Raw genomic sequence first — 12,596 nt, forward strand, 5'->3', positions numbered from 1 at the left:
TGATACGGACCTCTAGGCTTCGTCCGTCGCCGCATAGACCATGATCCCGGTCGCTATGGCCAGGTTCAGACTGTCGGCCCGGCCGCGCATCGGGATCTTGACGTTGACGTCGCAGGCGGCGGCCAGCTGGTCGGTCAACCCGGCCTGTTCGTTGCCCATCAGGATCAGCGACGGCTTCTGCATCACCGCCGAGCGGTGGCTGACCTTGGCGTCCAGCCGGGTGCCGACGACGCTGCCGGGCCAGGTTCGGCGCCAGGCCAGGAAGGCCTCGGGGTCGGTTTTGGTGATGGAGACGGCGAAGACCGAACCCATGGTCGCGCGCACCGCCTCGACCGAATAGGGATCGACGCAGTCGCCGATCAGGATGACGCCGCCGCAGCCGGCCGCGTCGGCGGTGCGGATGATGGTGCCCAGATTGCCGGGATCGCGCACCTGCTCCAGGGCGACCCAGCAGGGGGCCGAGGCCGGGTCCAGCCTGTCCAGAGGGGCGTAGAGCTGATCGAACACGCCCAAGACCGTCTGAGGATTGTCGCGGCGGCTGATCTTTTCGAGGATGGCGTGGGTGACGACGACGATTTCGCCGCCGGCCTTGCGCGTCTCGGCCTTGGCCCGGTCCAGCAGGGGGTGGGGGCGGGCGTCCTCGCCGACCAGCAGCAGGCGCGGCGCGCGGCCCAGGTCGAGGGCCTCGCCGATGAATTTCAGCCCTTCGGCCAAAAAGGTTCCGGTGCTGTCCCGCTCCTTGCGCATATGCAGGGCGCGGACGGCCTTGACCGTGTCATTGGTCAGGGAGGTGATCACGCGGTGGGTGTCGTGCGCGCTCATCGGCTCCACCGGGCGAAGAAGGACAGGCCGATGGCGCGGGCGTTCGCACCGTCTTCGGACAGGGCCAGTTCGCCCCAGTCGATGCGGCCGCCGCGATCCGGCAGGGCCTCGGCCATCAGATGGGCCAGGGACAGGCCGGAGATGCGGGCGGCGTAGGCGTTCAGCAGCAGGAAATCGGCCTCGTCGGACAACAGGGCGGCGCAGTCCTTCAGCAGGGCCGGCATGTCCTCGAACAGGCGCCAGACCTCGCCGGTCGGGCCGCGTCCGTACTTGGGCGGGTCCAGGATTATACCGTCGTATTTCGAGCCGCGCCGGACCTCGCGGGCCACATATTTGCGGGCGTCCTCGACGATCCAGCGGATCGGGCGGTCGGACAGGCCGGACTGTTCGGCGTTCTCGCGGGCGTAGTTGACCGATTTCTTGGAAGCGTCGACGTGGGTGACCTCGGCCCCGGCGGCGGCGCAGGCCAGGCTGGCGACGCCGGTATAGCCGAACAGGTTCAGGATCTTCGGCGCTCGGCCGGCGTCGCGCGTGAAGGCGCGCACGCGGGCGTCCAGCCAGTCCCAGTTGGCGGCCTGTTCCGGGAAGAAGGCCAGGTGGCGGAAAGGCGTGAAACGGCCGGTGAACTTCACCTCGCGCCATTTCAGGGGAAAGGCGTCGACGGGGCCGTGCCGGTCGAAGCGCCAGCGGCCGGAGTCTTCCTCCTCCTGCTGCGGATCGAAGGCGGCGGTGGCCTGGTCGAAAGCGGCCGGGTCGCGCGGGGACCAGAAGCACTGGGGCTCGGGCCGGACCACCGTATAGGGGCCGTAGCGCTCAAGCTTCCTGCCCTCGCCGGAGTCCAGCAGGGCGTAGTCGGACCAGCCGTGGGTCACCAGGGTTTCGGGGGTGGGAGAGAGCAGGGGCGCCATCCTGCGGCTGATAGGCGGTCAGGCGGCCTTACGTCCAGCATCGACATGGGTGGAGGCGCCGCATTCGGCGTCATGGTCCGGCTCATGGATCGTCTTGTCCCAGACATAGGGCGATACGATCAGTCGCCACAGAGCCTGTACAAACGCGACGCTGAGCAGGGACCAATAGGCCGGCGCCAGCAGCATGTCGCTGAGACGATAGTCCAGACCGGCGCGGCGCGCCCCGACGGCGCAACTCATCCATGCGGCGACGACGCCCAGCGCCAGGACGGCGAGCGATCCGACCGGCAAGGATGGCGCCGCGCCCGCGTGAAGACCCAGGAGAAGGGCCGAGCCGATCCAGGCCAAGGCGGGAGCGTGGCAGGCGGCGGATATGACGGCGGCCCCCAAGGTCATGACAAGCGACAGCAGTCCGCGCTCGTCCAGGGCGGCGGGCGAGCGCGTATGGACGCCCCAGGTCTGCATATAGCCCTTCAACCATCGCGTTCTCTGGGGCAGCCAGCGCTCGAAAGGGCCGGGCGGCGTTTCCCAGGTCGGTCGGTGGATGACCCCCAGACGCCACCCCGCCGACCAGAGCCGAAAGCCCAGGTCGGCGTCTTCCGTCACATTATAGGCGTCCCAACCGCCCAGATCCCGGAGGATGGCCGTCCGAAGATGATTGCTGGTGCCGCCGAGGGGGAAGGGCAGGTTCAGCTTCGCCATGCCCTGAAGATTCACCTCGAAAAGGGCGGCGTACTCCAGGGCGAACTGTCGATCGAGAAACCCCTTCAGGCCGGCGCCTCTGCGAACGCGCAACGGCGCCTGAACGCAGGCCAGATCAGGGCTCTGGGCGAAGTGCGCCGCCGCTTCACGCAACTGCCCCGGGTCCGGCGCATCTTCGGCGTCATAGACGGTGACCAGTTCGCCCTTGATGAAGGGAAGGGCGTGGTTGAGGGCGCGCGGCTTGGTCTGGGGCGCGCCGGGCGGCACGATCAGGATCTGCAGCCAGTCAGGCCTGGCTGCGGCCGTCGCGGCCGCAATGGTTGACTGATCGTGCGCTTCCAGGATGAGGAACCCCTGCAACTGTCGGCGGGGGTAGTCCAGCCGAGACAGGTTCTGCACCAACTGCTCCACCACCGCCGCCTCGTCATACAAGGCCGCCAGGACCGTATAGCGCGGCCAGCGGCCCGGCTTGGGCGGCGGGGGCGGCGGAGAAAGACTGGCCGCCGCCAGGACGGCCCGCCAAACGGCCGTGGCGACGAAACAAGCCTGAAGCCCCAAGATCAGGGCCTCCAGCGTCGCCCGTGGCCAGAGGACGAGGGCGAGCGCCGCAGATGTCGCCAACCCGCCGACAACCGCCGCCTGCCAGGCCGTCGGCGTTCGACGCCCTGCGCCGCTGAGCGCATTCGTCTTGATCGTCATGGTTCCAAGCCCCCGCCCGAGTCAAATACAACTTGAAATATATTTGCGCTGCAACTGGATTTTTTGCGCCGATTGGCGCCGATGATCGATTGTCGCTATTCAGATCGCTCCTGACCTGGAGTCGCCTTTGCCCCTCGCGTCGCAATCGTCTCGTTCCCACCGCAAGCCCAAGGGGGAAGGCCATTCACGGCGCGGCGAAATCCTGGCCGCCGCCGAGCGGATTTTCGTCGAGCACGGCTATGAAGGAGCGACCATTCGCAAGATCGCGGATGAGGTCGGCCTGTCCTCGACCGCCCTCTATATGCATTTCCCCGATAAGGGCGCGATCCTGCAGGAGATCTGCCGCAACGCCTTCAGCGTCCTGACGGCGGCTGCGGCCTCCCTGTCGGCGGGTTCCGCGCCGCCGGAGGTCCGCCTGAGGGCCATGATCGAGGCCTACGCCCAGTTCGGTTTCGATCAGCCCAACGCCTATCGCCTGATCTATCTGACCCGTCCCATCGAGGCCCGAGAGGGCGCTCAGACCTTGTCCCAGGAACTGGGCGCCGTCGTCTTTTCCGCCTTTGTAGCCTTGGTTGAGGAGACCGTGGCCGCAGGGCGTATGGAGGGCGACGCCAGGGCGATCGCTCAGTCGATTTGGGCGGCTGCGCACGGCGTCGTATCGCTGATGATCACCAAACCCTATTTTCCGTGGGTGGAGCGGGACCAGTTGGTCAAGACGACCCTGGACGCCGTGTTCAACGGCCTGCTTAAACCGTGATCCCACGCGTCCGGTCGCTCGTTCTCTGTCTGGTCCTTGTGGGGCTGACGCCGGTCCCCGCCCAGGCTCGGCCCTTGCGGGTCATGGCCCTGGATCAGTGCGCCGATCAATATGTCCTGGCCCTGGCGCCCGACGCCGAACTGGCCCTGTCGCCACGCGCCGACGATCCTGACGCCTGGCTGAGGCGCGAGGCGGCCGGACACAGGCGGCTGCGCCCGACCCTGGAGGCGGCGGTCGGGTTCAAACCGGATGTGGTCGTACGCTACTGGGGCGGCGAACCCCGGCTGCTGGCGGCCCTGGAGCAGCGCGGGACCAAGGTGGTCACGATCGCGGACGCGACGGACTTCGACGGGGTGCGCGCCAATATTCGCGCCGCAGCGCAGGGTCTCGGACAGGCCGAGCGGGGGGCTCGACTGGAGCGGATCATGCAGGCCAAGCTGGATCGCGCGGCGCCGCCCGCCGGAAGCCCCACGCCCGGCGCCCTCTATCTGACCTCGGGCGGCTATACGTCCGGTCCCGGCACGCTGATGGATGCGATGATGCGGGCCGCCGGCTTTCGCAATCTGACGACCGCGCCGGGCTTCGGCGCCGTCAGTGTCGAGCAGATCGCGCTTCAGCCGCCCATCCGGTTCGTGCTGGGCTTTTTCGACCAGTTGCGGGCCGACTGGCGAGGCGCGGGCCGCCATCCGGTGGTGCGTCGCGCCGCCAAGGGGCGGACGGCGGCGAAGCTGCCGGCGGCCGTCCTGACCTGTCCCGCCTGGTTCGCCGCCGACGGGGTGGAGATGATGAAGGCGCGGCCATGAGTGGGACGGTTCGTCTGTGCGTGACGCTGGGCCTGCTCTGTACGGCGGCCGTGGCGACCGCCGTACTGTTCGGAGAGACGGGGTTCGACCGCGCCCAGTATGCGGCGGCCTTCGGCGATCCGTCTTCAGGTCCCTGGGCCGTCTTGTGGCAGGTGCGGGCGCCCCGCGCCGTCTGCGCCCTGGTCGTGGGGGCGGCTCTGGGGCTGGCGGGGGCGGTGATGCAGGGGCTGCTCCGCAATCCCCTGGCCGATCCTGGCGTTCTGGGGGTTTCGGCGACGGCGGCCCTGGGCGCGGCCCTGGCGATCGTCCTGGGCGGCGCGGGCGTTGCGGGCCTGGTGGAGATGTCGGCCCTGGCCGGCGCTGCTGTGGCCGGCGGGGTGCTGGTCGCGGCAGCCGGACTGATGCGGGCGCCGGAGGCCCTGATCCTTTTTGGGGTGGCCTTGTCGAGTTTCGCGGGGGCGGCGACGGCCCTGATCTTCAACCTGTCGCCGTCCCCCATCGCCCAGGCCGAGGTCATGGCCTGGCTCTTGGGATCGGTGCAGAACCGGAGTTGGGTCGATGTCGCCTGGGTGGCGCCGGCCCTGGCGATGGCCGCCGTTTTCGCCGGCCTGTCGGCGCGGGGACTGCGGATGCTCACCCTTGGCGATGAAACGGCCGCAACCTCGGGCCTCTCCATGGGGCGGTTGAGAGGCTTCGCCCTGATCGCGGCGGCGCTGGCGACGGGGGCGGCGGTGGCGGTCGCGGGCGTGATCGGTTTCGTCGGTCTGGCGGCGCCCCATCTGGTGCGGGCGGCGGTACGCGGGGACGCGGGGCGAATCCTGGCGCCCTCGGCCCTGGCCGGCGGACTGATCCTGGTGGTCGCGGATTTAGCGGCGCGGCTGACGCCGACGGATCAGGAGCTGAAACTGGGGGTGTTCACGGCCTTGATCGGGGCGCCCCTGTTCGCCCTGATCGCCTGGCGGGCGGCGCGGGAGTGGCGGCTGTGATCGCGCCGCTGACGATGTGGGACGCCCAGGCGGCCCTGGGCGGGCGCAAGGTGCTGGACGGTGCGAACGTCCAGGTCGAGCGCGGCCGATTGGTCGCCCTGGTCGGTCCCAATGGGGCGGGCAAGTCCAGCCTGATCAAGGCGTTCGTCGGACTGCTGGCGCTGGACGGCGGCGTCGCCCGCCTGAACGGCGACGACGTCACGACACTGTCCCCTCGAGAACGGGCCCGGCGCATCGCCTATCTGCCGCAGGAGCGGCGGATCGCCTGGAACCTGCCGGCGGTGGAGGTGGCGGCCCTGGGCGCGCCCTTCCTGGCCGGTCCCGAAGCCTTGGCGCGGGCCAAGCGGGCTCTGGCTGAAGTGGGCGGCGCCCATCTGGTCGATCGCGGCGTAGCCGAAATGTCCGGCGGCGAGCGGGCGCGGGTGCTGCTGGCGCGCGCTCTGACGACCGACGCCCCCATGCTGCTGGCGGATGAACCGATCGCGGGGCTCGATCCGGACGCGCAGCGGCTGGTGCTGGAGCGGCTGCGCGCCCGCGCGGACGGCGGCGCCGCCGTGTTGGTCAGCCTGCACGACCTGACCCTGGCGGCGGCCTTCGCCGACCAGGTGATGGTCATGCATCAGGGACAGGTCGTCGCCGCCGCCCCGCCGATGGAGGCGCTGGAGCCGGGCGTGCTCAAAAGCGTCTTCGGCTTGGACGGGCGCTGGGTCGAAACGCCGGACGGGCCGCTGCTGGCGGCCCGTCGGGCTCAGTAGGCGACGTAGGGACGCGGACCCGCAGCGGCGCCGCGCGCAATGTCGGCCGAGGGCGTCAGAGGCGCCGAGCCGCCGTTCAGCCGGGCCTTGTAGACCGCCATATTCTCCATCACCCGCATCATATAGTTGCGCGTCTCGGTGAAGGGGGCGCATTCGATGAAGTCGATGGCGGCGTTGGCGTCGCCGCGCGGGTCGCCGCAGCGGGCGATCCACTGGTTCGGCCGCGCTGGGCCGGCGTTGTAGCCGACCGTGGCCAGCAGCATGGAGCCGTTGTTGGCCGCCATCAGCTCGCCCAGGTGATAGCTGCCCAGGGTCATGTTGTAGTCCGGGTCCCACAGCTGTTCGGCCGAGAAGCTCATGCCCAGGCGACGGGCCACGCCGGAGCCGGTAGAGGGCAGGAACTGCATCATTCCGCGCGCATCGGCCCCGGAGCGGGCCCGGGGGTCGAAACTGGATTCCTGACGTGTGATGGCCTGGGTGAACTCCAGAGGCGCCGCGCCGGCGACCTGTGGCGGTATGCGGACCGGATACATCCGCTCTGGCAGGACAAAGCCCCTCTGGCTGGCCGCACGGCCGACCATCATGGCCGCGAAACCGTCGCCGTAGCTGCGGCTCAAATCCATCAGCAGGGCCAGATCCTCGATCGTGGGGAGGTCGTTGTCGAGTTGATAGGCGAAGACCCGCAGCAGGCTGGTCTCTCCGGTCTCGCCGAGAATCCGAGTGGCGCGAACCCGTTCGTCGGCTTCAAATCGGGCGATGTCCGCAGGGGTAGGCGCCGGATCGCCGGGCAGGGTCAGGGTGGTCATCCCGGCCTTTTCGGCGGCGAGCTGGCCATAGAAGGTCTGCCAGTGCTGGGCGCCGTTGCGATAATAGGCGAGGGTGGCGTCGCGCTCGCCCCGGGCCTCGGCGGCCCGGCCCAGCCAGTAATAGGCGCGGCCCTGGGTGATCGGAGTTGAGGAGGCGGTGCGCAGGGCCTCGAAATGACGGGCGGCGACTTCGGGCTGGTTCAGCTTGGTCAGGGCGACCCATCCGGCGAAGAACTCGGCGTCCACCATCCGGTCTCCGGAGGTGAAGCCATGGCCGTTCATGGCGTCATAGGCCGCGCGCCAGTTTCCCTGCTGCAGGGCGTCCAGATAATAGTTGCGGCGCTCGGTCCACAGGGTGTTGTCGCCCGCCGTGTGACCCGGCGCCGGCGGCAGATAGGCCAGAAGCGGGAAGGCTTCGGACTGACGGTTCTGAGACCGCAGGATACGAACCCGTTCCAGGACCACGACGGGATCGACGGCCTGTGTCGGGGTCAGGGAAGCGACGACGGCGTCGGGGCTGTAGGCGGTGCGCAGGCTCATGACGGCGTTGGCGACGGCCGCCCGTTCCGGCGAGACGAGGCCCATCATCGCGCGGGTGGCCGGGCCGTGAGGGCCCATCAGCAGCAGATTGAGGCGGGTCTCATGATCCGCCGGGGTCAACCATCCGCCCCAGGCGGCCAGAATGCGCGATTGCGGCGCCTCGTCGAAGGATCGCGTGCGCCACCATTCGCGGATCAGGGCGCGGGCCTCGTCGCGTCGCCCCCTCTGTTCCAGGGCGGTCGCATAGGCGATGGCGCCATCGACCGTGCGGGGCGGTTCCTGCGCGAACAGGGCCAGGGCGGCGTCCGGGCCGACGCCGGACCGGGCCAGCACCTTTTCTGTCGCTTCGCGGCGTGATTCGGCCCTCGGCCAGCCGGCCAGCTCCGTCTGGGCGCGGGCGAGGTCGGCGTAGGACAGCTGTTCGCCCGAGGTGTCGATCAGGGCCCACTGGACCAGTTTGCGCGCTGCGGGATCGCCGATCTGTGAGAGGGCCGACTGGGCGCCCAGCACGTCGCGCGCCCGCGCGGCGGCCAGTCCTTGACGAAACAGCGCCGTGTCCTGATCGTTCAGGACGCGGGTTTGGCCATAGGCGACGCCGGTTTGAGTGACGGAACCATAGGGGACGGCCTGCGCCGGCGCCGCGTCTTGAGGGCTCGGCGCAATCAAGGCGAGCACCGCCGCCAGACTCGTCGCAATCATGATCTTTCCTGTTCTCATTCATCCCGGTTGCGGCGAAGCCGCTGGCGACCTAACGTCTCGCGCTCTCAAGACAGAGGTCCTGGACGTCCGTCCATCGCCCCTCCCCAATTAGGCTAGCTAGTCCCATGACCGCCCCCTTGTTCAAGGGCGTGATCACCGCCCTGATCACACCACTTCATGACGGAAACGTGGACGAAGCCGCATTCGCCACGCTGATCGAGCGTCAGATCGCCGCAGGCGTCAGCGGTCTGGTGCCCGTCGGCACGACAGGCGAGGGCGCCAGTATGGATCTGGACGAGCACAAGCATGTGATCGAACTGTGCGTGCGGCTGGTCGCCGGCCGCGTTCGCGTCATCGCCGGAACCGGTTCGCCCTACACCAAGGAAGCCATCGACCTGACCCGCCACGCCAAGACGGTCGGGGCGGACGGCGCCTTGGTCGTGACGCCCTATTACATCCGCCCGTCCCAAGCCGGGATGGCGGCGCATTTCGAGGCCATAGCGGACGCCGTCCAACTGCCCATCCTGCTTTACAACGTGCCCGCGCGAACCGGCGCGGACCTGGCGAATGAGACGGTGGCGCGATTGGCGGCTCATCCGAACATCGTCGGCATCAAGGACGCCACCGGCGACATGAGCCGGGTCAGCTGGATGCGGGCCGAGATCCAAGAGCCGTTCGACCTGATCTCCGGCGATGACTCCAGCTATTTGGGCTATCACGCCCATGGCGGGGTCGGACTGATTTCGGTGGCGTCGAATGTGGCGCCCGAAGCCATGGTCGCTTTGCACAATGCGGCGGCGGCCGGCGACTATGCCGCAGCGCGGGATTGGCAGGACCGTCTGATCGGCCTGTGTAAGGCGCTGTTCCTCGATAATTCTCCCGCCCCGACCAAATACGCCCTGGCCCGGCTGGGCCTGTGCCGGGAAGAGGCGCGCTTGCCGCTGTCGCCGACCGCCGACGCGGTCAAGCCGGCCATCGACAAGGCCATGGTCGAGGCGGGCGTGATCTGATGGCGCCCAAGCCGCAGCCCAAGTCCAAGGTCATCGCCGAGAACCGCCGCGCGCGCTTCGACTATTTCCTGGAGGACAATATAGAGGCGGGGATTCAGCTGCTGGGCACCGAGATCAAGGCTCTGCGCGACGGTCGGGCCAATATCGCCGAAAGCTATGCGGCGGTTGAGGGGCGAGAGATCGTCCTGATCAACGCCGACATTCCGCCCTACAAACAGGCCAACCGCTTCAATCACGAGCCCCGCCGGCCGCGCAAATTGTTGCTGCATCGCAAGCAGATCGACAAGCTGATGGGGGCGGTGCAACGCGACGGTCAGACCATCATCCCGCTGAGGCTCTATCTGAACGAAGCGGGCAAGGCGAAGTTGGAGATCGCCCTGGCCAAGGGCAAGAAGCTGCACGACAAGCGCGAGGCCTCGGCCGAACGGGACTGGCAGCGCGACAAGGCGCGGCTGATGCGGGACAAGGGCTGAGCCCCGTCGCCGTCGCCTAGCTGAGAGGGCGGGCGTCCATCACGCCGGGCAGGTCGGAGACTCCTCGGCTCATCTGGCCGCCGGCGGAGGGGGCGACCAGACCCCCTGTCAACAGCGTCAGCACCGTGAAGGCGACCACGACCACGGCTGCGATCAAGGCCAGCCTGCGCTCGGCTGGGGTGAAGAGTCGATCGGTCGTGCGTTGCATGGTTCAGCCTCCCTCCCCTCGAGAACGCAGCGGCGGGGCCTCAGTTCCGCCTCAATTGGATCCTGCCGGATTGGTGCGACACCTCCGCGACAGCACGGTCAGGCTTCTATGATCGACCGGGCGCGATTGAACACCGCTTCGAACATGTCCGGGGTCAGGCGACCCGTGTTCGTGTTCAATCGGGAGCAGTGATAGGAGTTCAGGATCACATAGCCTCCGGCCTCGCCCTCGGCCCCATGCCCCGCCGGCATGGCCGAGGCGGGGCGGCCGAACGCCTTGAGGATGTTGCGGCGAGAGACGTCGCCCAGGGTGATGATGACCTTAAGATTGGGCAGAAGCGCAAGTCGGTCGATCAGGAAAGGACGACAGGTCGTCTCTTCGACCGGCAGGGGCTTGTTGCCGGGCGGGGCGCAGCGGACGGCGTTGGTGATCATGCAATCGACCAAGGTCAGATCATCGTCGCCGTTCGGCTCATAGGTTCCGGTCGCGAAGCCGGTCTTCTTCAGCGTGTCGTACAGCAGCCATCCGGCGTGGTCGCCCGTGAATGGACGGCCGGTGCGGTTGGCTCCCGTGCGGCCCGGCGCCAGGCCGGCGACCAGAAGCCGCGCCTGAGGGTCGCCGAAGGAGGGGGCGGGGCCGTTCCACCAATCCGGATTCTGGCGGGCGTTTTCCTGGCGATAGGCCACCAGTCGCGGGCAGAGCGGACAGTCGCGGGGCGGCTCGGGCGTTAGGCTCATTGCGCCGTCGCCGACTTGGGTCGGCCGAAGTCGGCCATCAGATCGTTCAGGTCCAGGAAGGCGTCCGCCTGACGGCGCAGTTCGTCGGCGATGTGGGGCGGCTGAGTCTTCTGGGTGGAGATGACCGTCACCCGCACGCCCTTGGCCTGGACGGCCTGGACCAGCCGTCGGAAATCGCCGTCGCCGGAAAACAGCACCACATGATCCAGCGCCGGAGCCAGCTCCAGCATGTCCACCGCGATCTCCATGTCCATATTGCCTTTGATCCGGCTATGGCCGGCCGTGTCGGTGAACCGCTTCACCGGCTTGGTGACGACGGAAAAGCCGTTGTAGTCCAGCCAGTCCACCAAGGGTTTTACCGGCGAGAACTCTTCGCCCTCCACCACCGCCGTGTAATAGTAGGCGCGGATCAGGATGGATTTCTCGCGAAACCAGTCCAGCATCCGCCGGAAGTCCATATCGTGTTGCAGGGCGCGGGCGGCGGAATACAGGTTGGATCCGTCGATGAAGATCGCCAGGCGGTCGGTGGGATGAAACATGGTCGAGGCCGTCGAAAGAGATGAAATGAGGGACGAAAGGCGAGGGGCGCCGGTCGATACGAGAATCGACGCCGCACTCGACCTGAACGCCGCAGTCATCGTGGCGCTGGGCTGTAATGACAAGGGGGCCTGGTCGTCTTGCCGCGAGGCCCTGGAGGCGGCTCTGGCGCGGTTTCGCACGGAAGGGATCGACATCATCGCCCGGTCGTCCTGGTGGTCGTCACTGGCCTGGCCCGATCCGCAGGACCCGCCGTTCCTGAATGGCGTCGTGATCGTGAGCACCGCCCATGATCCCCATGATCTGATGGCGGCCCTGGGCCGAATCGAAGACGCCTTCGGGCGGCGTCGGTCGGTGCGCAACGCGCCGCGCACCCTGGACCTGGACCTGATCGCCTACGGGCGGCTGATCGGCGACCTGAACGGCCTGATCCTGCCGCATCCCAGGGCGGCTGAGCGCAGGTTCGTCATGGGGCCGATTGCGGAGATTGCGCCGGACTGGGTTCATCCCGCCGGCGGCGACGCCGCAGCCCTTGCCGGGGCCGCAGGGGTCGGCAAGGACGCTCATCCGATCTGACGCCGTAGTTTCGCCGCTCTGGCGTTGCAAAACAGCGACCACATCTGTATTTGACGCGGTTCTCCCCCGCGTTCGAGGAATTTCATGGCCCGCGTCACCGTCGAAGACTGCATCGAGAAGGTTCCGAACCGCTTTGGTCTGGTGCTGATGGCGGGTCACCGCGCCCGCAGCATCGCCAACGGGGCCGCCCTGACGATCGACCGCGACAATGACAAGAACCCCGTGGTCGCCCTGCGCGAGATCGCCGATGACACGGTGGCGCCCGATGAACTGCGCGAGACGATCATCACGACGCTGCAACGCGTCGATGAGCGCACGGAGGCCGAGGACGAGGCGGAAACCGTCGCCCTGCTGGCCGAGCCGCAGCACATGAACATGGCCGAGGCCGAGCTGATCCGCGCCCTGCAAAGCGATCGGGACGGCGGTCAGGAGGAGCGCTACTGACGCCCGAGGGAGCCCCAGGCGTCACTATCCTGCCGGCGCGGACCGAGACGGTTCCGCCGGCGCCCCAAGCTGCAAACAAAAACGATCCGACGCCGACGGCGGACGGCGCGCCGCGATCGTCGAAACGTGCGCCG

At 68.3% G+C, this 12,596-nt stretch carries 15 protein-coding genes; 8 read left to right on the forward strand and 7 right to left on the reverse strand.

The window, feature by feature from the left end; translation table 11 throughout:
• Window positions 1–12: 12 nt before the first annotated feature.
• The 3 genes from BSP_RS09740 to BSP_RS09750 are packed head-to-tail and all read right to left on the reverse strand — an operon-like array spanning window position 13 to window position 3,131.
• Complete coding sequence (locus BSP_RS09740; RefSeq protein ID WP_054765711.1) at window positions 13–822, reverse strand: RNA methyltransferase; 810 nt, start codon at window positions 820–822, stop codon at window positions 13–15.
• Window positions 819–1,730: a class I SAM-dependent methyltransferase gene (locus BSP_RS09745; RefSeq protein WP_054765712.1), complete on the reverse strand. Its 912-nt coding sequence runs from the start codon at window positions 1,728–1,730 to the stop codon at window positions 819–821. The genes BSP_RS09740 and BSP_RS09745 overlap by 4 nt, the downstream gene beginning before the upstream one ends.
• An 18-nt stretch (window positions 1,731–1,748) precedes the next feature.
• Complete coding sequence (locus BSP_RS09750) at window positions 1,749–3,131, reverse strand: glycosyltransferase (protein ID WP_054765713.1); 1,383 nt, start codon at window positions 3,129–3,131, stop codon at window positions 1,749–1,751.
• A gap of 127 nt (window positions 3,132–3,258) precedes the next feature.
• On the opposite strand from BSP_RS09750, the gene BSP_RS09755 reads away from it, so the two are divergent.
• The 4 genes from BSP_RS09755 to BSP_RS09770 are packed head-to-tail and all read left to right on the forward strand — an operon-like array spanning window position 3,259 to window position 6,432.
• The gene (locus BSP_RS09755) at window positions 3,259–3,888 is read left to right on the forward strand and encodes a TetR/AcrR family transcriptional regulator (RefSeq protein ID WP_054765714.1); all 630 of its coding nucleotides are present in this window, start codon (window positions 3,259–3,261) and stop codon (window positions 3,886–3,888) included.
• Window positions 3,888–4,691, forward strand: a complete 804-nt coding sequence (locus tag BSP_RS09760) for an ABC transporter substrate-binding protein (protein WP_054766935.1) — start codon at window positions 3,888–3,890, stop codon at window positions 4,689–4,691. Before BSP_RS09755 ends, BSP_RS09760 begins: the two co-directional genes overlap by 1 nt.
• Window positions 4,688–5,677: an iron ABC transporter permease gene (locus BSP_RS09765; protein WP_054765715.1), complete on the forward strand. Its 990-nt coding sequence runs from the start codon at window positions 4,688–4,690 to the stop codon at window positions 5,675–5,677. The genes BSP_RS09760 and BSP_RS09765 overlap by 4 nt, the downstream gene beginning before the upstream one ends.
• Window positions 5,677–6,432, forward strand: a complete 756-nt coding sequence (locus BSP_RS09770; RefSeq protein WP_370513383.1) for an ABC transporter ATP-binding protein — start codon at window positions 5,677–5,679, stop codon at window positions 6,430–6,432. The genes BSP_RS09765 and BSP_RS09770 overlap by 1 nt, the downstream gene beginning before the upstream one ends.
• On the opposite strand, the gene BSP_RS09775 is transcribed toward BSP_RS09770, so the two are convergent.
• A complete protein-coding gene (locus tag BSP_RS09775) occupies window positions 6,426–8,477 on the reverse strand; it encodes a lytic transglycosylase domain-containing protein (RefSeq protein WP_227975912.1) in 2,052 nt (683 codons plus the stop codon). The genes BSP_RS09770 and BSP_RS09775 overlap by 7 nt on opposite strands.
• Window positions 8,478–8,602: 125 nt before the next feature.
• Here BSP_RS09775 and dapA point away from each other — a divergent pair, with 125 nt between their 5' ends.
• Window positions 8,603–9,487: a 4-hydroxy-tetrahydrodipicolinate synthase gene (dapA, locus tag BSP_RS09780; protein ID WP_054765717.1), complete on the forward strand. Its 885-nt coding sequence runs from the start codon at window positions 8,603–8,605 to the stop codon at window positions 9,485–9,487.
• Window positions 9,487–9,960, forward strand: coding sequence for an SsrA-binding protein SmpB (gene smpB / locus BSP_RS09785; protein WP_054765718.1), 474 nt, complete (start codon window positions 9,487–9,489; stop codon window positions 9,958–9,960). Before dapA ends, smpB begins: the two co-directional genes overlap by 1 nt.
• 16 nt (window positions 9,961–9,976) lie before the next feature.
• Here the strand turns inward: smpB and BSP_RS09790 are convergent, their stop codons facing one another.
• From BSP_RS09790 to BSP_RS09800, 3 genes are all read right to left on the reverse strand, one after another.
• Entirely contained in the window at window positions 9,977–10,168 is a 192-nt protein-coding gene (locus BSP_RS09790; protein WP_054765719.1) for a hypothetical protein, read from the reverse strand.
• A 98-nt stretch (window positions 10,169–10,266) separates the two neighbouring features.
• On the reverse strand, window positions 10,267–10,905 hold the full coding sequence (locus BSP_RS09795) for a uracil-DNA glycosylase (protein WP_054765720.1): 639 nt from the start codon (window positions 10,903–10,905) through the stop codon (window positions 10,267–10,269).
• Window positions 10,902–11,444: an NYN domain-containing protein gene (locus BSP_RS09800; protein ID WP_152950228.1), complete on the reverse strand. Its 543-nt coding sequence runs from the start codon at window positions 11,442–11,444 to the stop codon at window positions 10,902–10,904. Before BSP_RS09800 ends, BSP_RS09795 begins: the two co-directional genes overlap by 4 nt.
• 25 nt (window positions 11,445–11,469) lie before the next feature.
• Between BSP_RS09800 and folK the strand changes: the two genes are divergently transcribed.
• Together folK and rpoZ are read left to right on the forward strand one after the other, a co-directional pair.
• Window positions 11,470–12,018, forward strand: a complete 549-nt coding sequence (gene folK, locus BSP_RS09805) for a 2-amino-4-hydroxy-6-hydroxymethyldihydropteridine diphosphokinase (RefSeq protein WP_227975913.1) — start codon at window positions 11,470–11,472, stop codon at window positions 12,016–12,018.
• Between the two features lie 84 nt (window positions 12,019–12,102).
• Entirely contained in the window at window positions 12,103–12,462 is a 360-nt protein-coding gene (gene rpoZ, locus BSP_RS09810) for a DNA-directed RNA polymerase subunit omega (RefSeq protein WP_054765722.1), read from the forward strand.
• Window positions 12,463–12,596: the final 134 nt, after the last annotated feature.

Origin of the sequence: Brevundimonas sp. Bb-A, from assembly GCF_009394735.1 — a bacterium.
Classification (GTDB): Bacteria; Pseudomonadota; Alphaproteobacteria; order Caulobacterales; family Caulobacteraceae; genus Brevundimonas; species Brevundimonas aurantiaca.

Excerpts from the sequence above, each read along its gene's own strand:
- BSP_RS09740 (WP_054765711.1), bottom strand. The coding sequence starts at position 822 with ATGAGCGCGCACGACACCCACCGCGTGATCACCTCCCTGACCAATGAC.
- BSP_RS09745 (WP_054765712.1), bottom strand. The coding sequence starts at position 1,730 with ATGGCGCCCCTGCTCTCTCCCACCCCCGAAACCCTGGTGACCCACGGC.
- BSP_RS09750 (WP_054765713.1), bottom strand. The coding sequence starts at position 3,131 with ATGACGATCAAGACGAATGCGCTCAGCGGCGCAGGGCGTCGAACGCCG.
- BSP_RS09765 (WP_054765715.1), top strand. The coding sequence starts at position 4,688 with ATGAGTGGGACGGTTCGTCTGTGCGTGACGCTGGGCCTGCTCTGTACG.
- BSP_RS09775 (WP_227975912.1), bottom strand. The coding sequence starts at position 8,477 with ATGATTGCGACGAGTCTGGCGGCGGTGCTCGCCTTGATTGCGCCGAGC.
- dapA (WP_054765717.1), top strand. The coding sequence starts at position 8,603 with ATGACCGCCCCCTTGTTCAAGGGCGTGATCACCGCCCTGATCACACCA.
- smpB (WP_054765718.1), top strand. The coding sequence starts at position 9,487 with ATGGCGCCCAAGCCGCAGCCCAAGTCCAAGGTCATCGCCGAGAACCGC.
- BSP_RS09790 (WP_054765719.1), bottom strand. The coding sequence starts at position 10,168 with ATGCAACGCACGACCGATCGACTCTTCACCCCAGCCGAGCGCAGGCTG.
- BSP_RS09795 (WP_054765720.1), bottom strand. The coding sequence starts at position 10,905 with ATGAGCCTAACGCCCGAGCCGCCCCGCGACTGTCCGCTCTGCCCGCGA.
- BSP_RS09800 (WP_152950228.1), bottom strand. The coding sequence starts at position 11,444 with ATGTTTCATCCCACCGACCGCCTGGCGATCTTCATCGACGGATCCAAC.
- folK (WP_227975913.1), top strand. The coding sequence starts at position 11,470 with ATGAGGGACGAAAGGCGAGGGGCGCCGGTCGATACGAGAATCGACGCC.
- rpoZ (WP_054765722.1), top strand. The coding sequence starts at position 12,103 with ATGGCCCGCGTCACCGTCGAAGACTGCATCGAGAAGGTTCCGAACCGC.